This window comes from Marinobacter halophilus, assembly GCF_003007685.1.
GTDB lineage: Bacteria > Pseudomonadota > Gammaproteobacteria > Pseudomonadales > Oleiphilaceae > Marinobacter > Marinobacter halophilus.
Genome location: NZ_PXNN01000014.1, coordinates 59356 through 84583, shown reverse-complemented (window position 1 = coordinate 84583; position 25228 = coordinate 59356). Strand labels below are relative to the sequence as shown.

20 protein-coding genes and 1 tRNA gene are annotated in these 25228 nt (G+C 56.5%); 14 read left to right on the top strand and 7 right to left on the bottom strand.

What is annotated here, in order from left to right; genetic code table 11:
* The first annotated feature begins 121 nt into the window (after nt 1–121).
* Nucleotides 122–421: a hypothetical protein gene (locus C7H08_RS12215; protein WP_106672257.1), complete on the top strand. Its 300-nt coding sequence runs from the start codon at nt 122–124 to the stop codon at nt 419–421.
* A 41-nt stretch (nt 422–462) separates the two neighbouring features.
* Nucleotides 463–3303, top strand: coding sequence for an insulinase family protein (locus C7H08_RS12210; RefSeq protein ID WP_106672254.1), 2841 nt, complete (start codon nt 463–465; stop codon nt 3301–3303).
* An 8-nt stretch (nt 3304–3311) separates the two neighbouring features.
* On the opposite strand, the gene C7H08_RS12205 is transcribed toward C7H08_RS12210, so the two are convergent.
* Together C7H08_RS12205 and C7H08_RS12200 are read right to left on the bottom strand one after the other, a co-directional pair.
* Nucleotides 3312–3953, bottom strand: a complete 642-nt coding sequence (locus tag C7H08_RS12205) for a TIGR04282 family arsenosugar biosynthesis glycosyltransferase (protein ID WP_106672251.1) — start codon at nt 3951–3953, stop codon at nt 3312–3314.
* Nucleotides 3940–4659, bottom strand: coding sequence for a TIGR04283 family arsenosugar biosynthesis glycosyltransferase (locus C7H08_RS12200; RefSeq protein WP_106672247.1), 720 nt, complete (start codon nt 4657–4659; stop codon nt 3940–3942). Before C7H08_RS12200 ends, C7H08_RS12205 begins: the two co-directional genes overlap by 14 nt.
* 96 nt (nt 4660–4755) lie before the next feature.
* Here C7H08_RS12200 and C7H08_RS12195 point away from each other — a divergent pair.
* The 9 genes from C7H08_RS12195 to C7H08_RS12155 all read left to right on the top strand — a co-directional run bounded on the left by C7H08_RS12195 (nt 4756) and on the right by C7H08_RS12155 (nt 17877).
* Nucleotides 4756–4832 (top strand) — tRNA-Arg (locus C7H08_RS12195).
* A 344-nt stretch (nt 4833–5176) separates the two neighbouring features.
* Nucleotides 5177–7606, top strand: coding sequence for an EcoAI/FtnUII family type I restriction enzme subunit R (gene hsdR / locus C7H08_RS12190; protein ID WP_106672245.1), 2430 nt, complete (start codon nt 5177–5179; stop codon nt 7604–7606).
* A gap of 51 nt (nt 7607–7657) precedes the next feature.
* Nucleotides 7658–9154, top strand: a complete 1497-nt coding sequence (locus tag C7H08_RS12185) for a type I restriction-modification system subunit M (RefSeq protein WP_106672243.1) — start codon at nt 7658–7660, stop codon at nt 9152–9154.
* A complete protein-coding gene (locus tag C7H08_RS12180) occupies nt 9151–10896 on the top strand; it encodes a restriction endonuclease subunit S (protein ID WP_106672241.1) in 1746 nt (581 codons plus the stop codon). The genes C7H08_RS12185 and C7H08_RS12180 overlap by 4 nt, the downstream gene beginning before the upstream one ends.
* Nucleotides 10893–11594, top strand: a complete 702-nt coding sequence (locus C7H08_RS12175) for a DUF3800 domain-containing protein (RefSeq protein WP_106672239.1) — start codon at nt 10893–10895, stop codon at nt 11592–11594. The genes C7H08_RS12180 and C7H08_RS12175 overlap by 4 nt, the downstream gene beginning before the upstream one ends.
* Nucleotides 11576–12085, top strand: coding sequence for a hypothetical protein (locus C7H08_RS12170; protein WP_227663087.1), 510 nt, complete (start codon nt 11576–11578; stop codon nt 12083–12085). Before C7H08_RS12175 ends, C7H08_RS12170 begins: the two co-directional genes overlap by 19 nt.
* A gap of 282 nt (nt 12086–12367) precedes the next feature.
* Entirely contained in the window at nt 12368–13378 is a 1011-nt protein-coding gene (locus C7H08_RS12165; RefSeq protein ID WP_106672234.1) for a restriction endonuclease, read from the top strand.
* A gap of 703 nt (nt 13379–14081) precedes the next feature.
* Nucleotides 14082–14894 (top strand): hypothetical protein, encoded by an 813-nt coding sequence (locus C7H08_RS12160; RefSeq protein ID WP_106672232.1) that lies wholly within the window; start codon nt 14082–14084, stop codon nt 14892–14894.
* Nucleotides 14895–15174: 280 nt separating this feature from the next.
* Nucleotides 15175–17877 carry a mechanosensitive ion channel domain-containing protein gene (locus C7H08_RS12155; RefSeq protein ID WP_227663088.1) on the top strand — a complete coding sequence of 901 codons (2703 nt, stop codon included), beginning with the start codon at nt 15175–15177 and terminating at the stop codon, nt 17875–17877.
* Here C7H08_RS12155 and C7H08_RS12150 read toward each other — a convergent pair.
* Nucleotides 17865–18656 (bottom strand): SDR family oxidoreductase, encoded by a 792-nt coding sequence (locus C7H08_RS12150; RefSeq protein WP_188445133.1) that lies wholly within the window; start codon nt 18654–18656, stop codon nt 17865–17867. The two genes, C7H08_RS12155 and C7H08_RS12150, sit on opposite strands and share 13 nt — an antisense overlap.
* Nucleotides 18653–19345, bottom strand: a complete 693-nt coding sequence (locus C7H08_RS12145) for an SDR family oxidoreductase (RefSeq protein ID WP_106672228.1) — start codon at nt 19343–19345, stop codon at nt 18653–18655. Before C7H08_RS12145 ends, C7H08_RS12150 begins: the two co-directional genes overlap by 4 nt.
* A 149-nt stretch (nt 19346–19494) precedes the next feature.
* Here C7H08_RS12145 and C7H08_RS12140 point away from each other — a divergent pair, with 149 nt between their 5' ends.
* The gene (locus C7H08_RS12140; protein WP_106672225.1) at nt 19495–20169 is read left to right on the top strand and encodes a spermidine synthase; all 675 of its coding nucleotides are present in this window, start codon (nt 19495–19497) and stop codon (nt 20167–20169) included.
* A gap of 61 nt (nt 20170–20230) precedes the next feature.
* Here the strand turns inward: C7H08_RS12140 and C7H08_RS12135 are convergent, their stop codons facing one another.
* Genes C7H08_RS12135 through C7H08_RS12125 form a run of 3 tightly spaced genes read right to left on the bottom strand, consistent with a single transcriptional unit; the run spans nt 20231 to nt 23481 of the window.
* A complete protein-coding gene (locus C7H08_RS12135) occupies nt 20231–20890 on the bottom strand; it encodes an alpha/beta hydrolase (RefSeq protein WP_106672222.1) in 660 nt (219 codons plus the stop codon).
* A 57-nt stretch (nt 20891–20947) separates the two neighbouring features.
* Nucleotides 20948–21979, bottom strand: a complete 1032-nt coding sequence (locus C7H08_RS12130; protein WP_106672219.1) for a hypothetical protein — start codon at nt 21977–21979, stop codon at nt 20948–20950.
* A 26-nt stretch (nt 21980–22005) separates the two neighbouring features.
* Entirely contained in the window at nt 22006–23481 is a 1476-nt protein-coding gene (locus C7H08_RS12125) for a DUF3360 family protein (RefSeq protein WP_106672216.1), read from the bottom strand.
* Nucleotides 23482–23693: 212 nt separating this feature from the next.
* Between C7H08_RS12125 and C7H08_RS18420 the strand changes: the two genes are divergently transcribed.
* Both C7H08_RS18420 and C7H08_RS12120 read left to right on the top strand, forming a co-directional pair.
* Nucleotides 23694–23891: a hypothetical protein gene (locus C7H08_RS18420; protein WP_227663089.1), complete on the top strand. Its 198-nt coding sequence runs from the start codon at nt 23694–23696 to the stop codon at nt 23889–23891.
* A 44-nt stretch (nt 23892–23935) separates the two neighbouring features.
* Nucleotides 23936–25222: a diguanylate cyclase domain-containing protein gene (locus C7H08_RS12120; protein ID WP_227663090.1), complete on the top strand. Its 1287-nt coding sequence runs from the start codon at nt 23936–23938 to the stop codon at nt 25220–25222.
* The last annotated feature ends 6 nt before the right edge of the window (nt 25223–25228 follow it).

The following is a 25228-nucleotide window of genomic DNA, read 5'->3' as shown; positions in this document are numbered from 1 at the left end:
CCCCGCTGGCCACAATTACCGATGGGCAATGCATGCAGCGGCCGGCAATGCGATAATCGGGAACTTTCTGCGCCTGAAGGCGTCACTAATCAGCCGATAAATTGAGGTTTACCGAACCCGTATGCCAAACGATACGCCCAACACAGAACGCTACATTGCCATTGCCCGCGCCTGCCTCAAGGCCATTAACGATACCGCCGCCGACAGCGGCAGCCGGGAAGACAAAATTCAGGCAGTGTACCAGGCCATCGACAAGGCCTTTCAGGCGGAATTCGCCGACTACCGGCAGTCCGTCGCCATTATGGCTACCGTGCTCGAACGCATTGCGACCGGCGAACTGGATGCCGAGAAAGCCGCAAGTCTGGCCCGCCAGACGCTGGAGCAACAACCGGCCAACACCAAGACCGGATCGATGCACTGACACCCTGATGACCACCTGAACCACCGGACAAAAGAGGCTCCATGACTGCTGAACGCCCCGTGCTCCATCGTCTGTATCGTTTCCAGTGCTTGTTATTGCTGCTGATTGGCAGCGTGCTGCTCAGCCCTTATGCACTGGCCAGCGTCTCGCCCACCAAAAGCCCGAATGACCCGAACGAGTATCGATACCTGGAACTGGACAATGGCTTGCGGGTGATCCTCGCGTCAGATCCGGAAGCGGACAAAGCGGCGGCCTCCATGAACGTGGCCGTCGGTAGCGGTGACGATCCGGCTGATCGGGAAGGCTTGTCACACTTTCTAGAACACATGCTGTTCCTGGGGACCGAAAAGTACCCGGACCCGGGTGAGTACCAGCAGTTCATCCGCAGCCACGGCGGCAGCCATAACGCCTTCACCGCCTTTGCCGACACCAACTACTTTTTCGATGTCGAGGCGGATTTTCTAGAACCGACCCTGGACCGCTTTGCCCAACAATTCTCCCACCCTCTGTTCACGCCAGAACTGGTCGACCGCGAGCGTAATGCGGTGCACTCCGAGTACACCGCCAAGCTTAAAGACGATGGCAGGCGGTTTCTGTCTGTCCGCAAAGCCGGTGGCAACCCGGACCATGCCTTCAGCCAGTTTGCTGTCGGCAACCTGACCACCCTGGAGAATACCGAAGACAACCCGCTGCGGCCGGACCTGATTCAATTCTGGCAAGAGCAGTACTCTGCCAACATCATGACCCTCGCCGTCTATGGCCCGCAATCGCTGAACGACCTCGAAAACATGGTGCGTCAGCGTTTTTCCGCCATCGAAAACCGCGATCTGACCACCAAAACCCACCCGCAGTCGCTGTACGATGACAACCGGTTGCCCGAGCGTATCACCGCCGAAAGCCTGAGAGACGCCCGCAGCCTGACGCTGTCGTTTCCCATTCCGTCCCAGCGGGACAACTACCGCACCAAGCCGGCGTCTTACGTCGCCAGTCTGCTCGGCCATGAAGGCGCCGGCAGTCTGTTCGACACCCTCAAGAAAGCCGGCCTGGTGGAGGCACTCTCCGCCGGTCTGGGCATGGACACCGGCGACCACGCCACGCTGGATGTGCGCATGTCGCTGACCCGAGAAGGCCTTGAGAAGCAAGACGACATCATCGCAATGACCTTCCGATACATCGACCAGATCCGCGCCAAAGGCGTCACCCAGGAACGCTTCGATGAAATGAAGCAACTGGCGGTGATTGACTTCCGTTTTCGCGAACGCAGCGAACCCATGCGCGAAGCCATGCGCTTGGCCAGCTTGCTGCGGGACTACCCGCCGGCCGACATTCTGAGCGCACCCTGGATCATGGACCGCTTTGCGCCGGAGCAATACCAGGCCATCCTGGCGCAGCTGACACCGGATAACCTGAAAGTCTGGGTCTCCGCACCCAACCAGGCTTTTGAAACGCCGTTGTTTACCGAATGGTACGAAACGCCCTGGCACCGTGAGCCCCTGACCATTCGGGATGAGGTGGATGCAGCCCTGGCGGCCCAGCTTAACCTGCCGGCGGCCAACCCGTTCGTGCCGGAGAATCTCGATCTGGTGCCCGGCCAGAGCATGGCCCACCCGATTCAGTTGGGCGAACTCGATGGCCTGGATATCTGGTACGCCAGGGACACCCGCTTCAATACCCCGAAGGCCAACGTCTTCATCAGCCTGCGCACCCCGGAAGCCCGGGCCTCTGCCCGCAGCGAAGTGCTCACACAGCTGCTGGTCGATGCCATTGATACCAACCTGAACGCCTGGGCCTATTCTGCTCGGTTGGCCGGACTGGATTACAGCATCTACCCACACCTGCGCGGTGTGACCATTCGGGTAGGCGGCTACAACGACAAGCTGCACAAACTGGTCAACAGGGTACTGCTGGAATTTTCCGACCCCGACTTCACCGAGCAACGGTTCAGAATTGCCCGGCAACGGCTGATTGATGGCCTGGAAAACAAAGCCAAAGATCGGCCGGTGCAACAGACGTCCGAATTTATCCAGACCGCCTTGATTGATGGCACCTTCCCGGTGGCTGAAAAACTGGCCGCCGCCCGTGAAGTCACCCTCGAAGAGTTAGAAGCCTTCGGCGACCAACTGGTCGCAAAAACCGATCCGGTCATGCTGGCCCACGGCAATCTAACCGAGGCCTCTACCCTGAACCTGGCCAGACAAGTTCAGGCCATGGTGTTGAACGATCGGGAACGCACCGTGGTGGAACGATCACAGGTTCGCCAACTGCCGCTCGGCCAAACGGCTGCCGTGCTGAATGTAGACCACCCGGATACCGGCTACACACTCTACTTGCAGGGCAACGACACCTCTTATGAGGAGCGGGCACGCTATCGCCTGCTGGCACAAATTCTGAGCAGCCCGTTCTATGAAGACATACGGACCACTCGCCAGCTCGGCTACATTGTTTACGCGACCGCGTTCGAGATACTGGAAACGCCGGCATTGGGGCTGGTGGTGCAGTCACCGGAAGCTAGCGGCGAGGCCATTGATGACGCGGTTGACGAATTTGCCGAGAGTTTTGCCGGGCAACTGGCAGAGTTGGATAACGTCCGGCTGAACCGTGAAAAACAGGCGATCATCAGCCAACTGTCAGAGCGTGACCGCCAGCTTGGTGAAGTATCCAGCCGTTATTGGAGAGAAATCGACCGTAACAATATCGGTTTCGATAGCCGGGAGCAGCTGGCTGAGGCCATTCGTAAAGTCAGCCTGGAAGAACTTCAGCACACCTTCCGCGAGGCGTTGACCGAGCGCAAACGCGCGCTGCAGGTAAGCACCGCCGAAGAAGGCAGCAACAGTGCGGTCATTCTGGAGCAACTGCGCCAGCGCGATGCGGTGACGGAGTAGAAAACAAACTAACGTTCACCCACCATACGCCGGAAACGTTGCCAGTCGTCCGGCTCATCCACATCCCAGCGGGGCTCCAGTACATACACACTGAGCCCCGCTGTTTTCATTCGCGCCAGTGTTTGCTCCAGCACCCTCGGCGTGCCCCATTCAATACCAGCCAACGCATCGGCCGTCAGTTTGCGGGCTCCGATCAATACATAGCCACCGTCATCGGATGGCCCGAGCACCACATCGGCGTGGTCCAGAGCCGCGACCGCCGACCGCACGTAACCGGGATCAACCGAGGGGCAATCGCTGCCAATGACCACCGCCTTGGGATAAGCTTCAATACCCTGGCTTAACGCCCGAAACATGCGTTCGCCGAGATCCTCACCCTGCTGGTAATACTGCTGTAGACCGGCCCCTTTGATATTGGCCAACAGAGACGCAGCGAACTCCGGTGGCTGCTCCAGCGGCCGATCCCACCAGAAACTGACGTCGTAACCGGTTGTACAGAGGTTATCGAGTACTTCCAGGCTCAGGGTGATGTGCGCCTGCAAGGCACCGTCAATACCCAGCGCGGGAATCAAGCGGGTTTTAACCCGCCCCGGCTGCGGCCATTTGGCAAACTGCATCAGCATGGCTGGCGAGTTGTCAGTGTTTTGCATGGCGCACATTCCTCCGCCAGAGGGCTGCCAGAGACTCTGGCGCATCACCACGCCAGTAACGCCAGCGCAGACGCCACATCAGCACAATGGTCGACCAAACGCCGTCCTGCTCCCAGCGCCGGCTATCGGTGGTCACCGGCGCTGCAATGCGGTGCGGACGAGCCACCAGTTTCAATCGCTTCGATAATTCGACATCTTCCATCAGGGGCATGAGCCGAAAGCCTCCCAGAGCTTCAAAAACATCCCGACGAACAAACATACCTTGATCGCCGGTACAAATCCCGGTTAGTCGCGAGCGCCAGTTCATAAACCACGCCACCACTCGAAACATCCACCGATGGCCACTCAGGCGCACATCAAAACGGCCCCAGGTAAGGCCATGCCGGTAAGCATCAGTGAGGCGCGCCAGGGCATCTTCGGGTAAGCGGGTGTCCGCATGCAAAAAAAGAATCAGATTACCCCGGGCCTTGGCAGCACCGGCATTCATCTGTACGGCCCGGCCCGGCCCGGAAGCCAACAGGAGATCACAAAGCGGACGCGCAAGATCGGGGGTGTTATCAGAGCTGCCACCGTCCACCACAATCACCTCGTGGCCAGCCTGGCGAATCGGCTGGAGTGCCTGCAGGGCATGCTTAATTCCGCCCGCTTCCATCCAGACCGGAACAACCACACTGAGCGACAAGGCTTTCGGGGTATCGGAATCCATAGCAACGGCTAGCCAACAAAAGACAATGCCCAACCATAACCGGACACCCCTTGAGCCACAAGCCCTTGCCCGCTATCATACCGCCTCTTCTAAAATGCCTCCGTAGCTCATCTGGATAGAGCGTCCCCCTCCTAAGGGGAAGGTAGCAGGTTCGAGTCCTGCCGGGGGTACCAATTAGCGATATTGCTATCTTCCTATTCTCCCCTACCTCACTTCCAATTCGGACCCACGCGCCTGGACTGGAGCGCGCACTCAAATCTTTTACGAAAAGATTTCTGTAATAGAATGCAAAACTATCCCAACCTCAACTTTATTAATTTTGTTTTTAAAACCAGAACTATAAGACAAAACATCATCGTTGCACCTCGAAGCAAAACTCCAGAACCATCGCCTATCATTCGTTGACTCCAGTTCAATACACCTAAACCTTCTGGAAACTGACAATTTCAGCTACCCTGAGACAATAAAACTATTCCAACTCATATAGTTGCAAACAAGAAGTAACGGCGGCGAGCGCATGGACAAGAAGAAGCTGACAGAGCGGGACATCTGCACCAAGTTCATCAACCCTGCCCTGGCGAAAGCAGGCTGGGACATGCACAGCCAGGTGCGCGAAGAAGTCTCGTTTACCGCTGGCCGCATCATCGTGCGTGGCAGACTGCACACCCGGGGCAAACGTCGCCGGGCGGATTATGTTCTCAGCTATAAAAAGAACATGCCCATTGCCATCATCGAAGCCAAAGACAACAACCACAGTCTGGGCGATGGCATGCAGCAGGGACTGGCCTACAGCGATGCGCTGGATGCCCCCTTTGTGTTCAGCAGCAACGGCGACGGCTTTTTGTTCCACGACCGCACCGGCCTTTTCGGCAAAACCGAATCCACCCTCACTCTGAGCGAATTCCCCTCCCCTGATACGCTCTGGGAGCTGTATTGCCAGTACAAGGGCATCATCAACCTGGCCGCCCGGACAACGGTTGAACAGCCTTACTTTGATGACGGCAGTGGCCGAACGCCCCGCTACTACCAGACAGTGGCCATTAACCGCACCGTAGAAGCCATAGCGCGGGGTCAGAACCGTATCCTTCTAGTGATGGCCACCGGCACCGGTAAAACCTTCACCGCCTTCCAGATAATCTGGCGGCTTTGGAAGTCCAAGCAGAAGAAGCGCATCCTGTTTCTGGCCGATCGCAACATTTTGGTAGACCAGACCAAGAACAACGACTTCAAGCCCTTCGGCCAGGCCATGACCAAGGTCACCAACCGCACGGTGGACAAGTCCTACGAGATTTACCTGTCCCTGTATCAAGCTGTTACCGGTAACGAGGAAGAACAGAACATCTACAAGCAGTTCTCGCCGGATTTCTTCGACTTGGTGGTTATCGACGAATGCCACCGGGGCAGCGCTTCCGTGGATTCCGCCTGGCGCCAGATTCTGGATTACTTTTCGGCCGCCACTCATGTAGGTCTCACCGCAACACCCAAAGAAACCAAAGAAGTGTCCAACAGCGACTATTTTGGGGAGCCGGTTTACTCCTACTCCCTGAAACAGGGCATTGAAGACGGCTTTCTCGCGCCCTACAAAGTGGTGCGCATCGACCTGGATAAAGATTTGCAGGGCTGGCGCCCCAGCAAGGGCCAGACCGACAAGCACGGCGAACTGATAGACGACCGCATCTACAACCAGAAAGACTTTGACCGCTCTCTGGTACTGGAAAAGCGTACCGACGTTGTCGCCAGAAAAGTCACCGAGTTCCTTGAGCAAACCGACCCATACCAGAAAGCCATCGTGTTCTGCGAAGACATCGACCATGCCGAACGCATGCGCCAGGCTTTGGTGAACCTGAACCCCCAGCGGGTGAAGGAAAACCGCAAATACGTGATGCGCATTACCGGCGACGAGCAGGAAGGCAAAGCCGAACTGGACAACTTCATTAACCCGGAAGAGCGCTACCCGGTTATTGCCACCACCAGCAAACTGATGACTACCGGCGTGGATGCGCAAACCTGCAAACTCATCGTGCTGGACCAACGCATCCAGTCCATGACCGAGTTCAAGCAAATCATCGGCCGGGGCACCCGCATCAACGACGATTACAACAAGCACTGGTTCACCATTCTGGACTTCAAGAAAGCTACCGAGCTGTTTGCAGACCCGGACTTCGACGGCGACCCGGTAAAGGTGTACGAGCCCAAAGGCGACGATTCTGTAGTCCCGGACGACGAACAGGGCGAGCTGGAACCAGTGACAACCGAGTTGCCCTGCGGTGAGGAAGCGGAAGGCTACGCGGTAGAGCCTGGCGAAACCTGGCAAAGTGACGACACCAAGCCTGCCTCATGGGATGAGGACAATAAAGAAAAGTCCAAACGAGTGAAATACGTGGTGGGTGACGTAGAGGTGAAGGTTATCGCCGAGCGTGTGCAGTACCTGGGCCCGGACGGCAAGCTCATCACCGAAAGCCTGAAAGACTTCACCCGCAAGCAGGTAAAAGAGCAGTACGCCACTCTGGATGACTTTCTGCGCCGCTGGAACGAAGCCGACCGCAAACAGGCTATCATCGAAGAATTATCCGAACAGGGCGTTATCTGGGAAGACCTCATCAAAGACGTCAGCAAAAAACTCGGCGCGGAACCCGACCCCTTCGACGTTATCTGCCACATCGTCTATGACCAGCCGCCCCTCAGCCGCAAGGAACGGGCCGAGCAGGTTCGCAAGAATAACTACTTCAGCAAATACGAAGGCCCCAGCAAACAGGTTCTGGGTGCCCTGCTGGATAAGTACACCGATGACGGCATCGAACCCATCGAGGATATGAAGGTGCTCACCATCGCCCCTTTCAGCAGCATTGGCGCCCCCATGGAGCTGATCCAGGCCTTTGGCGGCAAACCCGGTTACACCAAGGCCTTAAAAAGTCTGGAAGACGAGCTCTACCGGCAGACCTCATAACCCCGATTCCCGTGTACCATTGTTTTCCGAACTTTCAGGAACCGAACACCTATGTCTATCAGCACCACCATCAAATCCATCCAGGACATCATGCGCAAAGACGTGGGCGTAGACGGCGACGCCCAGCGCATCGGCCAGTTAGTCTGGATGCTGTTCCTGAAAATCTTCGACGACCGGGAGCAGGAATGGGAGATGTTCTACGACGACTACAAATCTCCGATTCCAAAAGAGCTGCGCTGGCGCAACTGGGCCGCCGACCCGGAAGGCATGACCGGCGACGACCTCAAGAACTTCATCGACAACACCCTGTTCCCCGGCCTGCAGAACCTGGAGCCGGCCGGCGACGACTACCGGGGCGTGGTTATCCGCAACGTGTTCGAGGATGCCTACAACTACATGAAGTCTGGCCAGCTGATGCGCCAGGTCATCAACAAGTTGCAGGACGGCATCGACTTCAACAAATCCGCCGAGCGTCACGAACTCGGCGATATGTATGAACAAATCCTCAAAGACCTGCAAGGCGCCGGCAACGCCGGTGAGTTCTACACCCCACGGGCGGTGACCGAATTCATGGTCAACCGGGCAGACCCAAAGCTGAACGAAAAAGTGATGGACCCGGCCTGCGGCACTGGCGGCTTCCTCACCTGCACCATTGAGCACAAACGCAAGCACTACGTCAGCACCCCGCAGGACGAACAAACCCTGCAGCAGACCATCATGGGCGTAGAGAAAAAGCCCCTGCCCCACCTTCTGGCCACCACCAACCTGATTCTGCACGGCATCGAAGTGCCCGACCAGATTAAGCACGACAATACCCTGGCCCGCCCGCTCATCAGCTGGACGCCGAAAGAACGGGTAGACGTGATTGTGGCCAACCCGCCGTTCGGCGGTATGGAAGAAGACGGCATCGAAACCAACTTCCCCAGTGCCTTCCGCACCCGGGAAACCGCCGACCTGTTCATGACCCTGTTCATTCACCTGCTCAGGGACGGTGGCCGCGCCGCTGTGGTGCTGCCAGACGGCTTTCTGTTTGGCGAAGGCATGAAATCTCGCCTCAAGGAAAAACTGCTGGAAGAATGCAATCTGCACACCATTGTGCGCCTGCCCAACGGCGTGTTCAGCCCGTACACCGGCATCAAAACCAACCTGCTGTTCTTCACCAAGGGCAAGCCTACCGAAAACTTGTGGTACTACGAACACCCCTATCCAGAAGGCGTGAAAAGCTATAACAAAACCAAGCCCATGCGCTTTGCCGAATTCCAGACCGAAATCGACTGGTGGGGCACCGAGGCCGACGGCTTCGCCAGCCGCGTAGAAACAGAGCAAGCGTGGAAGGTGTCCATCGACGACATAAAGGCCCGCAACTACAACCTGGATATCAAGAACCCGCACGTAGGCGAACAGCTCATCCACGACTTGGACGAACTGCTGGCCCGATACGAACAGCAACAGGCCGAGATACAGGAAATCCGCCACCAGCTGCGGGACATCCTGGCCGATGCGCTTTCGCACAACAGCGATGAGAACACCGGCGGAGGTGCGGCGTGAGTGCGCAGGAGCTGATTACTGAGCATCTGGATTTGTGGACTGGAGCGGTTTCGAAGAAATCCAGCAGTGGCCGGGGGAGTAATGGCAAAGTTGAGCTGACTGGGGTTAAGAAGCTGCGGGAGTTGATTCTGGAGTTGGCAGTTAGGGGAAAGCTTGTAGAGCAGGACCCAGCAGAAGAACCTGCTCGCGCGCTTCTAGAACGGGTTCGGGCTGAAAAGCTTCGTTTGGTGAAGCAAGGCGAAATTAAAAAGCCAAGGAAGCTCCCAGGGCTGTCCGAGTTGACTATTCCGTTTCCATTACCTGAAAACTGGGAGTGGGCACAACTTGAGGACGTGGGCCGTGATTGGAGCCAGAAAACTCCAAGCAGCGACTTCAGCTACATTGATGTAGCGTCGGTAGACAATCTGCGAGGTGTAACTACTCAGGCCAGCATCTTATCAGCCGACGAAGCCCCGTCACGGGCTAGGAAAGTCGTACACCGAGGGACGCTCATTTACTCAACTGTCCGACCGTACCTACAGAATATCGCTGTGGTAGAGCGAGAAATAGAGCCCGAGCCAATCGCCAGTACAGCGTTCGCCATACTTTATCCCCTTTCAGGAATGCCAGCTCGCTTTTTTCTGCACTATCTTCGAAGTCCGGTGTTCGTGAAATATGTTGAGTCAGTGCAAACCGGCATCGCCTACCCCGCTATTAATGACAAACAGTTTTTCTCGGGCGTGGTGCCTATTCCACCACTAGAAGAACAACACCGCATCGTCCAAAAAGTCGATGAACTCATGGCTCTATGCGACCGGCTGGAACAGCAAACCAGCGACCAGCTCGAAGCCCACAAAACTCTCGTGGACACCCTGCTCGGCACCCTCACCCAATCCGAAAACGCCACCGAACTGGCCGACAACTGGGCCCGCCTCGCCGCCCACTTCGACACCCTGTTCACCACCGAACAGAGCATCGACAAACTCAAGCAGGCGATCCTCCGTTTAGCCTTCATGGGTCTTTTATCTTCACCTTCTCGGCCAGACCCCTGCGAGGCAGTCATTTTAGATGAAGCAACCAGCTATAGGTCAAAAAGTGGGAATACCGCGGGTGAGCACAGCCGGTTATCACGGTTCAACGAAGATGAAGTACCTTTTGATATTCCCGAAAGATGGCAATGGGTAAAACTTGGCCAGCTCTTCGAAATAACATCCAGTAAACGTGTTCACGCGCGTGATTATGTCAGCGCCGGCGTACCATTTTATCGATCGAAGGAGATAGGGGAGCTGCAAGCGGGGAGATCAATTAGTACAGATCTATTTATTTCTAAAGAAAGGTACGAAGAGTTATCTAAACAATCCGGCTTTCCGACAGAGGGCGATCTGATGCTCACTTCCGTTGGCACGATCGGTAACACTTGGATAGCTGATGGCCGAGCCTTTTACTACAAAGATGGAAACATTACGAAGATATCGAAAACCCCCCGCTTCGAAATGCGACTTCTACAACACTTCATTAAATCTCCTGTTTTCAGGCAGGCCGCAACCAGCACTGTATCTGGTACTGCGTACAACGCACTCACTATCGTCAAACTGAAGAATATCCCCGTTCCGCTAATTCCGCTGAGAGAACAGGAGCTCATCCTCAAGAAAGTTGACGAACTCATGGTCCTCTGCGACCAACTCAAGGAGCGCCTTAACCAGGCCAGCGCAACCCGATGCCAGCTGGCCGAAGCTATTGTTGAACAAGGACTTTCAGCATGACTACCGAATACAACGTTTACTGCGACGAATCCTGCCATCTGGAAAACGACGGCCAAAAAGCGATGGTACTGGGTGCGGTCTGGTGCCCGAAAGACAAGCGCCTGGAAATAGCTGAGCGAATTCGCGAAATCAAACAGAAGCACGGCCTCGAAAGGGACTTTGAAATCAAATGGACCAAGGTGAGCCCATCAAAACTGGCTTTCTATCAGGACATCGTTGATTACTTTTTCGATGATGACGACCTACATTTCCGTGGTCTGGTGATTCCAGACAAAAGTGTGCTGGACCATGAAAGGCATCAGCAGGACCACGACGAGTGGTACTATAAGATGTACTTCACCATGCTGAAAACCATCTTTGACCCGGATTCGCGCTACTACGTCTATATAGACATCAAAGACACCCTGGGCCATGAGAAGGTCGAAAAACTCCAGGACATTCTGTGCACCAACGCGTACGACTTCTCGCGCAAAATGATTGCAGACGTAAAACGGGTCCACTCCCATGAAGTGGAGCACCTGCAGATAGCGGACTTGCTGATAGGTGCCCTGTCCTATCTGCACCGCGAATTATCCGGAAACAGCGCCAAAGAAGCCCTTATCGCCAGAATCCGGCACCGCAGCGGCTATCGGTTAACATTCAACACCATGATACGTGAGCTCAAGTTCAATCTTTTGATTTGGAGCAGCAGGATTTGACCATGGATGGAGCACCCGAGTGGCTACCCGAACTGGAGCTGTTTTCCGACTATGGCGGTAACTGGCAGCAGTACCTTGATGCGATTTACCAAATCTTCTGTCGGGATTTTGTGGACTCCAAGCCACTCTTCCGGGGACAGCGTTTGGCGTTGAAACGGCACCCGGTTGTAGATGGCAAAGAAGCAACATTCTGGCACATGACCAGCGAAGGCAGCGTGGAATCTGAAAGAACACCGGATTTCAGACGGTGTGAACGAATCCGTTGGCCGCGTCCCGTTATCGAAAACGAGGATAACCCAGCCTTGAAAGTGTGGTCAGAAAAACGAGGCAACGAAAACCGGATTCATTTGTGGTTCGAGGCAGAAGGTTATCTGGTGATTCTGGCCGAGCGGGCAACATACACACTCCCGTGGACGGCCTTCTACATCGAACGCCAACACCAGAGGGACAAGTACACAAAACGTTGGAAACGGAACACAGGCGGAAAATAAGGCTGGCCGCGCCCTCGAAGAGGACGGGGCCGTAACTCTTTCCACACTTACGCCGGGGGCTGGTAGATGAGCTGTTGTGAACTATAGTGCCACCTCAGGCTAATTTCAATGGCCATTCGGCTACTTCGTATACAAGTTCACAGCAGTTCTGCCATGCAGGCGAACATAAAAACCCCCGCGTAAGCTCCTGTCGGAGCCAAGAGGCAGGGGTCGTGTTAACCGAAAGATTAAAGCCACAGCAGCTCGGCATGCAAGCAGTAATCCCGGAAACTTGGATAACTAATGAAAAACGGCTGGATGATTCGTGCCGGCAACGGCGGTCGGTACTTTGACGACTTCAAAGACAATGACTGCGTGGCCATTGGCTGGAATAGCCTTGGCGACCTACGTAACTACACAAGCCACGAAGCGCTGAAGGAGGCTTACATACAGCACTTCGGCAACGCGAAGCCGGGACGCACAGCCAACGCTCTTGCCATGATTCGCAAGTTCCGGGACGACATCAAGCAAGGCGACACCCTCATCACCTACAGTCAGGAGCACCGGGAATACCTGGTTGGTGAAGACCTGGGCCAGTATGAGTTTTGCCCGGAGCCCGAGCAGATAGGAGAGTTCCAGCAAATACGTGAAGTGAAGTGGCTGGGCCGTGTATCCCGGGATCAGTTCAGCCAGGCTACCAGGAACAGTCTGGGCTCGGTTCTGACGGTATTCTCGTTGTCAGATACTGTCATCAGTGAAGTTCAGGACCGACTGGCCGGCAAACCGGTGGTACAGCCAACTACCGCTGATGAAACTCAAACAGCGGAAGCCGAGTTCGAGATTCTGAGAGAAGATGTCGTTTCCCGCGGTCACGAGCTCATCAAAGACAAGATACAAGGCCTGGGCCCAGAGGAAATGGAAGAGCTCACCGCCGCCCTGCTCCGCGCCATGGGCTACCAGACTCGTGTTTCAGCCAGAGGGCCAGACCGCGGTGTAGACGTACTGGCCTCCCCCGATGGCCTGGGGCTTACTCAACCTCGCATCAAGGCCGAAGTGAAGCACCGAAGCGGCAGTATGGGCTCCAATCCCATTCGTAGCTTCATTGGAGCCCTTCGGGAGGGAGACCAAGGCTTGTTTATAAGCACCGGCGGCTTCACCCGAGAAGCCCGCTACGAAGCCGATCGGGCCACCATTCCGGTAACGCTCATCGACATCGACCTGCTGGCCGACCTGGTGGTGGCGAACTACGAGTGTTTTGATATTGAAGGACAGCGTCTACTGCCGTTGGTGAAGGTTTACTGGCCGGCAGAATAGCAACAATTTTGATTAGGCCTGAAGAGGGGCTGGCCAAGCCCCGTCACATCAAATTAGGCTGGCAGTGCAAGTTTTTGCGGGTACTATTAAAGAAGTTCTTAAATTAACACTTATTAAATCAACTAATTAACTCGCATTTTCGAGTCCTGCCGGGGGCACCATCCTTGAAGCAACCCTGCAAACAGCGATTAGCGTTTTCTGGCGACTGCTCAGTCTCGAGCTGTGTTAGCCAAGAAAACAAATCCGCTCCGATTATCCTGCACTCTTCGAGCATCTGCTTCCACCCGCTCCTGCGTGCCGTCCAACTCAAGTAGACCATCGAGAAAGCTGCCGATGTGTCTATGCCGCGCCGAGTTCCCGAGATTAACTGTTTACTATCTGTAACGGTTGTGTCGGAAAATTTTTCACATCTCACATCTTATTTTGTGACGTAGTTCACAGCATGCTGAATTCAATGGTGTATAGCGTCTTGGCTCTGATCTTGCACCTATCTATTCAGTGCGAATTTCTGTGTTTGTGCCGATTCCGGAGCTTGGGAAGCTTGCACTGTTGGATTTTGGGTTTCTTGATTGAAAGTCGCTGCGCGGCGAAAAACCGGAAATTTCAGGTAAAAAGCCGCGTGTTTAACCGTTCATAAGGGGCAACAGAACCATTCACAACGCACTGACGCATTTTCGAAAAGATCGCATCAAGGAGGTGTGAAATGTTTAAAAGGACGTATGGCTCAGGTCTTTCAGCGACCATTATATGCGCGAGTTTGGTTTTGAGTGCCTGTGGCGGTGGAGGCGGTTCGGGTGGTTCAAGTAGCTCAGGTGGCGATGCCAGCACACTTAAAGCTGGCCTATACGAAGCGAAAGTAGAATACGTGAACGGCGCTAGTTCGCAAACGGCGGTCACGTATCTCAGCCCCGCAGGGGATTTTACAAGTGTCTTCAGAGGGGGTGCCGGGGTTTCGATTGGCAAGCTTGCATTTGATACCACCAGGATCAGCGGGGTCAGTTCTGACTATCGCCAGCTGGGCCCTGAGCAACTGGACCCTACTGGCTTTGTCGAAGATAAGGGCACCCAGGAGGGCACAATAAACGGGACAATTTCCTCGCAAGGGTCTGCCACTTTTTCTACCACCGACGCCGCCGATCAAGTTAATACGAACGTCACATTGCAGCGGCAAAACTTAATCAGCGATGTGGGCATCTCTCTGAAGAGAACCTCGGGCACCTATGTAAAGGGTGAGTCCGAGGTAGCGCTAACCATAGGCGCTGATGGTTCATTGGACGCTCAGTACTATACGCAAACTACCGGCTGCCAACTTGTAGGAATCGAAGCCCTCTCAGTACCCGATGCTTCGATTAATGTCTTTGACATCAACTACACAATGTCCAATTGCACCAACGATAATCGCAATGGGGAGTACTCCGGCGTCGGCTATTTCATCCCGATGAATAATCAGCAAATGCGAGTGGTATTTGCAACCCATAACGGGAAGGTGGCCATGCGGTTCAGCGGCGCCAAATAAGCTATGATCTGAAAAATAAGGCAAACTCACCCAAGTGAAGTTCATATCCGCCGCAGTCGAAGGTGACCAACAGCCTTGATGCCAAGCTCAAGGTGACAGCGCCAGGAATAATGAGCACAATTATCCGCGCAATTTTACGGCAACAGAACCAGTGTCAACGTTGTTGCCGATGCCATTCGTTGTAATCCTTTTTCAACGCTCGTGAAAGGTCTGCGGTGCTAATATAAAATGTAGAATGAACAGGACCCTGCTCACTACCTGACGCAAGGAGCGCGACGTCATGAACTGCTACAGGCCACGCTCCCACTGCGGGTTTCGGATACTCTGCCTGATGTGGGCGACTATCCTGTGCCTTGCCGCGATGCCGGCCTACGCCCAGCCAGATGACGAAGCAAGTGGTGAGCAGACAAGCGAGGAAGGCGTCGAGGCCGCCACCGAAGAAAAAAAAGCAGAGCCCGAAGAAGCAAGGCCTGCGGTCCAGCCCGAACTGGAAGCGGAGGCCGAAAGCCCGCCCCAGATCCAGCTTCCTGACACCGAGACGGCGGATATCCGCCAACAGATCCAGTCCCTGAGAGCTTCTCTCGACCAACGCCTGATTGCCGTTGAGTCCACCCGCAACCGGCTCTCCTACGCGGAATCACTTCTCAATCGACTTCAAGACGAATACAACAGTTTCGAGCTTCGCCTGGAAAAAGCCGGACTGAACCTTACCGGCAATTACGCCAATCTCCTTCAGCAGCGGCTTGAACGACTTCAACAGCAAGGCATTGCGGAGGATCTGATTCGTGATATTGAAAACCAGTTATCGACAACGCGCGAGGAACAGCTTCGACTGGAAGAGTTCGAGGCCATCATCGATCCCGGCGATGATGCCCGCGACCAGCTTAGAAGCCAGAGAGCAAGCCTGATCCGCCAGTTGCACAAAGCCGTCACCGAACACATCCAGGCTCTGAACGAGTATTTCAACACGGTATCGGCGCTGCAGGAGCGCGTAGAGGCGTACCAGACTCTGCTGCAGCAGCGCCTGTTCTGGCTGCCCAGTGCACCGGTTGTAAGCGCGGGTACTCTCACAGAGCTGGTCGAAGCGGTGGCCTGGTTTGCCAATCAGTTTCGGCTTGATCCGCTCAACGACGCGATTGGCTATTCGATTCAGGAACGTAGCGGGGCCATCGCCTTTCTCACTATTCTTTTGGCACTTTTGCTTATCAAGCGAAGAGCCTTGAAGCGTAACCTCAAAACCAACAGTCGACACGTTGGGAACGTTGGCCATGATCGCATTGAACATACTTTATATGCGTTCACCAACAGCGCCTTACTGGCACTGCCGGGCGTGCTGGTGCTGGCAATCGCGGCGCTTTTGCTGATGGAGGGGAACGATTTTTTCTCCGCTCTGTCTGGGGGCATGGTCGCTGCGGCACTTGTCACCCTCCTGCTGGCATTTATTCATAACGTGGCCCGCGAGGGCGGATTGGGCGACACCCATTTCCACTGGCATATTGACTCGCTGCGCGCCCTTCGCCGGGAACTGCCGTTTCTGCTGGCGGTAATCATCCCGATCATGGTGATCATGCCCACCACCGCAACACCCGACGGATCCGAATTTGTGGACAGTCTCGGGCGCTTGCTCTTCACCGCCGTATCCATCGCGCTTTCGACGTTCGCGCACCGAATCCTGAGCGCGGTCCGGGCTGATCGGCCAGAGAGCAAGCACCTGTTAGCGCTGCATGCACTGGCCGTTGCCACGCCCCTGGTACTGGTGGTGGCATCGTTACTCGGATATCACTACACCGCCCTGGAACTGGAGCGCAACCTGTTCATCAGCATCTGCTGGATAGCCTTCAACGCCATGCTGTTTTATATCGGACTTCGCGCGCTTTCGGTCAGGGAACGTCGCCTCACCCTGGCGCGGCTGCGTGAACACCGCGAGGCGCAACGCAAGCTCGCCGAAACCCGGGAAGCCGCTGAATCCTCGGGTGAAGGGGTACCGCAAACGCTAGACATGCCAGAAATGGATCTCAAGGATATCAATCAGCAGAGTACCGCGCTCTTACGCATCCTGGTTTCCGTGATTGTCATTACCGGCCTCTGGCTGCTCTGGGCCAGCCTGATTCCGGCCCTGCAGCTGTTCGACAACATCACACTCTGGACCATCGCTACAGACCTGGACGGCGGCAATCCGCTGCCCATTACCCTCGGCGACCTGCTGCTGGCGCTGTTCGTCGGCGTTGGAACTGTGCTCGCCGTCAGAAACCTGCCTGGCACCCTGGAAGTCATGGTTCTCAGCCGGATGAAGCTTGAGCCTGGAACGGGCTATGCCATTACCACCCTCACCACCTATACCCTGGTGTTGGTTGGCGTCGTGGTATTCCTCGGTGTGATCGGGGTGCAATGGTCCAAGTTGCAGTGGCTGGTGGCGGCTCTCGGGGTTGGTTTGGGTTTTGGTCTTCAGGAAATCGTTGCCAACTTTGTGTCCGGCATCATTCTGCTGTTCGAACGCCCCATCCGCGTCGGAGATACGGTCACTATCGGAGGCATTACCGGGACGGTGTCACGTATCCGCATTCGTGCAACTACGCTGGTTGACTGGGACCGCAAGGAACAGATCATTCCCAACAAGACCTTCGTAACCCAGGATCTGACTAACTGGACACTGTCGGATTCGATCACGCGCGTTGTGCTGCAAGTCGGCGTTGCCTACGGTTCCGATATGGATCAGGTGCAGAAACTGCTTACGGAGGTAGCTCACAACAATGAGCGGGTCGTGGATGATCCCTCGCCAGCTGTGTTCTGCGTCGGCCTGGGAGATAGCCGTGTTGATTTCGAGCTACGGGTGTTTGTGAAAGATCCCCTGGACATCATGCCCCTGTCTCACGAGATCAACACCGCCATTACTCGCACCCTGCATGAGGCAGGCATCGAGATTCCCTTCCCTCAGCGGGATATTCACGTGCGTGATAATGGCGCACTCCCTCACTCCTCATAAATCATCTTACGCACCATTCCCCCATCAGCCACAAAGTTCTGGCCCGTGATGAACGAGGCTTCCGGTGAAATCAGGTAGGCCACCAGCGCAGCTATATCTTCCGGGGTGCCTACCCGGCCGGCGGGATGCTGATGATGATCTGCCTGCGAAAGAGCTTCTACCTTGTCCGAGCCGCCCTGCCAGGCCCGGGTATCAATCCAGCCGGGGCTGATGCAGTTTACCCGGATGTCCGGCGCCAGGCTCATCGCAAGGGCGTGGGTCAGCGCGACTATGCCGCCTTTGGTGGCGGCATAGGCTTCGGTGTCCGGCTCAGATTGCAGTGCCCGGGTGGAGGCCATGTTCACGATGACACCTTGGCTTTTCCGAAGGTGCGGCACCGCGTGTTTGGCCACCAGGAAGGGCCCGGTCAGGTTAACGTCCAGCCGGCGCTGCCACTGCTCGAGGCTGAGCTCTTCCACTGGGCCGGTATGAGGGTCAGCAATGGCGGCGTTGTTGATCACGGCATCCAAGCGCCCAGCCCAGCTCATCGTGTCCGCAATTAATCGGGCAACATCATGCTCTGAGGCAACATCACCAGGCAGGAAACAGATTTCCCGCTCCGAGGTGTTTACCAGCTGCTCTCCGGCCGTTTGGTCGGTATCGCAGAAAGCCACCTTCCAGCCGGCCGCGGCCAGATGCAGCACAATGCCCCGGCCTATTCCCTTTGCCCCTCCGGTGACCAGAGCAACTCTTTGCGTTGATTCCAACTCAGCCTCCAACGACTCTGATTTCGCGTTCATTCTGCAGCCGGCGTAGGCCGCACCAGGATTTCATTAACGTCTACATGGGCTGGCTGAGCAACGGCATACATCACCGCATTGGCGATATCCTCGGGTTTAAGCGCATGGGCCGGGGGTTCGTCAAAGAAAGGCGTATCGACCATCCCCGGCTCAATCAGGGTCACGCGGACGCCAGAGCCCCGAAGCTCCTCACGCACGCCATAACCAATGGCGGAGACCGCCCACTTGGTGGCGCTGTACATGGAGCCGGGAATCGTCACACGGCCAGCAGCAGAGCCCGTCAGCAACAGGTGACCTTTACTCTCACGCAACGCCGGGAGGCAGTGCTGAATTGTCAGGCCCACGCCCAGAACGTTGGTCAGAATCATATCTTTCCAGACATCCGGATCGGCTTTACTGAATCCGCCCGGCTCTCCCCCGCGACCGGCATTGGCAAACACGGCATCAATCCGGCCAAATGCCTTCAGGGCCTGTTCTACCATGCGCTTCTGGTCTTCGGCATTTTGCACATCACACTGCACGGTCAACACACTGTCCGTGCCGCCTAACGCCTGCTGCAACCCCTTCAGTTTGTCTTCGGAGCGCGCCGCCAGTACCAGACGATATCCTTGCCTGGCCGCAGCCCGTGCGGTTTCGGCACCGATGCCTGAAGAAGCTCCGGTTATCAGCATTACCGGTTGGTCTGTCATAACGTCTGCCTCTGTTGGTCTGAATATTAATAAACAGCGTGATCTGCTACTTACTGCAGTCTAGCAGTGATTATTCAAGGGGGTTTTGGCTGAAAGCGACCGCGGCATCAGGTTAGAATGCGGCCTGACCTCATCATCCGGAACCCCACATGTCCCGCTTCGACGAAATTGGCACCGCAACCATTCCCGGTAACGGCACCCGGTTGCGCCTGCTGCAACGTAACGACGAATTCTCCATCAAAATTGCTGGCGCCCCCGGTGAGCTGATGAACAGCCGCTTGCACGGCTCGGAAGATGCACTGGCCACCCTCGCCTGCGAACGTATCGCTGACCTCCCCGAGCCCCGGGTCTTGATCGGCGGGCTGGGCATGGGTTTTACCCTGGCGGCGGCACTGTCATCGCTGGGCAACACCGCGCAGGTAACGGTGGCGGAGCTGGTGCCGGAGGTTGAAGACTGGAATCGCGGGCCCTTGGGCGCCGCCTCCGGGTACCCGTTAAGCGATGCACGCGCCCGAGTACACATTGGCGATGTGGCAGAATTGCTGAGAGAAGGTGACGGCAACTGGGATGCGATCCTGCTGGATGTCGACAACGGCCCGGAAGGCCTTACCCGCAAGGAGAACAACTGGATCTATTCACCGGAAGGCATTGCCGCCGCCCAGAAATCCCTGAGCCCGGACGGCATCCTCGCTTACTGGTCTGCAGGACCGGAGCATGCCTTTACCGAACGCCTACGCCGCGCCGGCTTCTCGGTAGAGCCCGTGGTCGTGCGCGCCCTACGCCCCGGCAAAGGCGCAAGACACACCATCTGGCTGGCCTGGTAAAGTTGGGGTCAGACCCCCGGACATTTGGTGGGGTGAAATGTCTTGGGGTCTGACCCCAAATTTAGTTGAGACAGCGGGTGAGGAAGTCGTTGAGGTGGTGCACTTCTTCCAGGCACAGGGTGTGTTCCATGCCGTAGCTCTGGTACTCGGGCTGGTAGCCCTGAGCTTTCAGGGTTTCTACCGCCTTTTGGCCGAGGGATTCCGGGACCATCGGGTCATAGCTGCCGTGGGCCACAAACACCGGTAGCGTCTGATTGGCGGCGGAGCGCTGGATGGAGCCGGCGGTGGCGTAATAGGTGGACAGTGCAAACAGGCCACCCAGGCGTTCGGGGTAGCTCAGGGCCAGTTCGTAGGCGACCGCGCCGCCCTGGGAAAACCCGCCGATGATGATGTTTTCCGGGCGAATGCCTTGCTGGCGTTGCTGGTCGATCAATTGGGCAACCGCATCGGAGGAGGCGCGCAGTTGGAGTTCGTCCACCTTGCGGTCAATGTCCATGGCCAGGATGTCGTACCAGGCGGGCATGCGCATGCCACCGTTGATGGTGACGGCCAGCTCCGGAGCATGCGGGAAGATGAAACGTACCGCCCGTGCCTGGGCGAAAGCCAGTTCCGGCACCACCGATTCGAAATCGTGGCCACTGGCGCCGAGGCCGTGCAGCCAGATAATGGCTATTTCAGGGTTAGGTCCGGTTTCAATGATAAGGCTTTCAAGCGACGACATTCAGAACTCCCAAAGCGAATTTTGGCGCCAGCATACCAGAGCGGCCCGGCCCGGGCATCAGAGCACCCGGGACCGGCGCGCCGGCACAAACCACAGGCAGATCCGGCCCAGCCAGCGCAGCAATAACAAAATCGGCAGCAAGATGATAAACCAGCCAGGTACCTGCACCATCCAGGGCGGCACACCCAACACCTTGGCGGCGCCGGCAAACAGATCGTTCAGGACCAACGGGTGCCGCACCGCCACATAGGCCAGAGCCGCCACTGCTGGCCAACGGGCATGACTGACCATCACCGAGGCCATGCGCCCGGCCCGGGCCAGGCGGGAGGTATAGGCGGCTGAACGTGCGGTGACGGTCGACGCCCGAGCGGTGGTTGCCGCTGCCCTGCCCGCTTTCAGAAATTTCACCGCGCTGCCGATCACGAGGGCATCCACCGCCGCCCAGCCAAGATCACTGGCACGGATTGGCAGATCGGTGCGGTAACGGGATTCCAGGGTGCGGATACCGCTGGTAAAGAATTGGGTCACACCTTCGGTGATGCGTTCGGTCCAGATCCATTCAATGCTGCTGTCCGGACCCACCAAAAATTGTCCGGTGAAGTCATGGCCTTCTTTGTTGGCAAAGTTGATGGCGAACCAGGCGCGTTCTTCCGGGGTGAGGGTCTGGCGGGTGCCCGCCACCCGGTTCATCATCTCGATCGATCCGACCGGGTTCTGGTAGAAGTGAATCACCGGCGGAATCAGGTATTCGCCGTGGGTTCGCAGGGCGTCCTGAAACTCCGGCTCTTCACCGAAGAGCTCCATCAGCAGCCGGGAATGCTCCGGGAACACCTGAAGCGCCGCCTGAGCTTTCAGCAACAGCAGAACATCCTCTCGATAGTCCAGCAGCAACGCCTGCACCGGCAGAGGCTCGGCCAGCAACTCCGAGCGGGCGCCAAACGCCGCTTGTGCATGCAGGCGCACCAGTCGCTCCTCCACCGGTTGCGGCTGGGAGCGCGCCGCCACCAGGACCGCCACCACCAGGGCAATAACCGCCAGCCAGAGTGCGCTCCTACGGCGATGGGTTCTGAACAGTGCGGGCTCTGCCATCGAGCACTCCTGGGACCTGAAAGCATCTAGTCTACACGGAACGCCTCCACCATAGGCGGTATTCCCGGGAACATGCCGATCGCCAGCATGACCGCGCACAGGATAACAAACACAATGCCGGGGATAATCCAGCGCCCCATGTGGCCCAGCTCCTTGCCACGCTCCTTGCAACCGATCAGGCCGAGGTTATCCAGCAGCACCGTCAGCGACCAGCCGAACACCGGGTTCACCAGCGCCGAGGCGAAAATGACAATGCCGGCCGATTCGGTGGTTTTGCCCTTGCGGGTCATCTGCATGCCGGCTTCCAGCAGCGGCAGGAACACGCCCACCATCAGCGCCACGCTCAATACCGGCGGCCACACCGCCAGGTCCATCGGATAGCCCAGAAGGGCGGTGATGATGCACAGGATCCCGGTGAGCACGGCACCGGCGGCAATCGGCCGTTTGGCGATGGAGGCCGGCACAATGTAGGTACCCCAGGACGAGGCAATGTTGCCACCCCCGAGCACCGTGCCCACCACTTGCCGGGTAGAAGCCGTTACCATGGTGTCGTCGATGTTCATGATGACCCGGTCGGTTTTGTCCGGGTAATTAAGCCGTTGGAACACTTGGTGGCCCAGAAAGTCCGGCGACCACATGGCCACCGCGAGAATCGCAAACGGCGCTACCGCCATAAAGCTGTACACATCGGGCAGACCCAACTGCCACCCGGTGTTTTCGCCCCACCAATACGCCGGATTCATGTTGGGAATGCCCGGCTCGGTAACAAACTCGAAGGGTGCACCCAACATCAAAGCAACGATCGCGGCCAGCACAGAGCCCAGGGGAATTGCCAGCCAGCGCATCTGAACATGCTCCAGCCAGGCGTACATGACGATGGTCATCGCCACCACCACAAAGGCGATGTAGCCTTTATCAAAGGTTTCGGCCCAGCTGAACAGGTGGCTGATCTGACTGGTAATGCCGATAAACCCCAGGTACAACAGCAAGCCACCGCACACACCGTTACTGGTCAGCTTGGCCAGCAGACTACCGCCTTTGGTGATACCCAGGATAAACCCCAGCACCCCGACCATGATACCCAGTGCCATCGGGTGACCACCAGACACCACAATGAGCGGAATCATGGGGATCAATGGACCGTGGGTGCCCGCCAGGTTACTGGTGGGGTTAAGAAAACCCGATACCAGAATCACGAACAGGACGGCGGCAATGATCATCTCAAAGCGCACGTTCTCGGTAATAAATTCTTTGGATAACCCCAGCGGTGCTGCGAAGGCGGCCACGATAGCCGCCACCATCACTACCTTGCCGATGGTTGCGGCCATGGCCGGCACCAGGTCTTCCCATTCAAAATGGTAGTCCCGGAACGGCAGGTTTGGTCGCCAGCGACGCGGGGCCATCGTCTGCAGCTCGTGCTCCAGATATTCGCGACGGGTGGCAAAGTCTGATCGGGGTTTTCGGTCGGAGAGGTAGCTGCTTTTGGCTTTATTGTCAGTCATGACTGCTCACGGTCAAAAATTTTGAGTGAGCGATACTAGGGATGAGTTAGCCCGCTAACCATTGGCCCTTTGGCTAAGCCAGCTGATAACAGGACTGGATCACGACTGGAACTGACCATCCTCGTTACACAAAAAAACGCCATGTGGATTCATTGTTTGCAATAACCGGATATCATTAAAAATCATCTTGTATATTTTAGTGACCGCTTCTGATGGACATCCAGGAACAAGAACGAAGAATAATCACCACGGCCATCGTTGCAGTCGTTCTGACAGGCATCGTCATCGCCGTTATTATTGCCGCTCCTCTGATTAACCAGATGCACACCCGGGCAACCTTCGACGCTGTCAGCGTGGCTGACGCAAAAACCAAGAATCTGCACGCCAGATTGACAATCTGGCAGCGCTGATACGCTATGACGCCGACGGCAACGAGATCGCCCGCGTGGGCCCAATGGCCAACGCATTGCCTAATACGATTCCGGTTCCCCGGCAATTAGATATAAAAACCTACGATTTCGACGAAACCGGCTTCACCAATCCGTTAATGCACACCATTGGCACCATTCAGGTAGATGGAGAAAAGGTGGGCACAGACCTGCTACTTTTTTTCTTGGACTCGATGACCAGCGTTTTCGAGGCTCAGTCACACACTCAGATGTGCCTGGTTAATGCTGACCGAACCCGACGGGTTGCATTCGAGCCATTGACCAAAACCTTTGAAATCAGGCCCGCCGACAACTGTCTGGCAAACGCAGCAGGCGTATCGACCAACCGGCCAGGAGCCTTTTTCCGTTCAGCACTGGATGACGGCACTCGTGTGCTTGCTTTTATGCGAGAGATCCGCGGCCATGAATGGGAGGTACACATGCACTCGGAAATCACCCGGGTGTTCGGCAACGTCATCCGAGACATTGCCGTCAGTATTCTGGCCATTCTGCTGTTATCTGCGCTGGCGGGAATGCTGGTCTGGCGCGCTCTGCGGCCCGTTGTTCAGGCTGCGGTGGAGCAGGCGTCTCAAATCGCGCGTTCCACCGAGGAGTTACGGCTGGCCTATCAGGTGTTTGAGCACACCCACGAATCGATCGTGATTTGCGATCCCTCATTTAACATCATTCGCGCTAATCCTGCCTTTATCGATATCGCGGGCATCTCATCAAAGGCACTGAAGCGGAAAAACCTAAGAGACTTTCTGGACACAGCCCGGGGTAATCATCAGATACCCGAACACGTGCACAAGCAGCTGATCGCGGAAAACGCCTGGCAAGGCGAAGTCTGGCTGAAAATGCCAGATCAAAGCACCTTCCCGAATCTGTTGACGCTGTCGCCGGTTCGGAACAGTGACGGCAAGATAAGCCAGTTGGTACTGACGTTCAGTGACATTACCGAGCGGGTCAACGCCGAGAAGCAGATGATCCGGCTGGCTCACTACGACAAACTGACCGGACTGCCCAATCGGGCCTCGCTTGAGACTCACCTGGAACAGGCTATTGAACAGGCCCGCCAGGACAACGGGCGGTTCGCACTGATGTTTCTGGATCTCGACAAGTTCAAGCCGGTGAATGACACCTATGGCCATCAGGCGGGCGATGAAGTGCTTCGTATCGTAGCCAAGCGGCTCAAGCACTGCATGCGCAGCAGTGATGTGGTTGGCCGGCGCGGGGGTGACGAGTTTGTAGTGATCACCGGCGCCATGTATCGGTTGAAAACCGGTGGCCGCAACGCGGTGGCTTACGCCTGAAGCGAA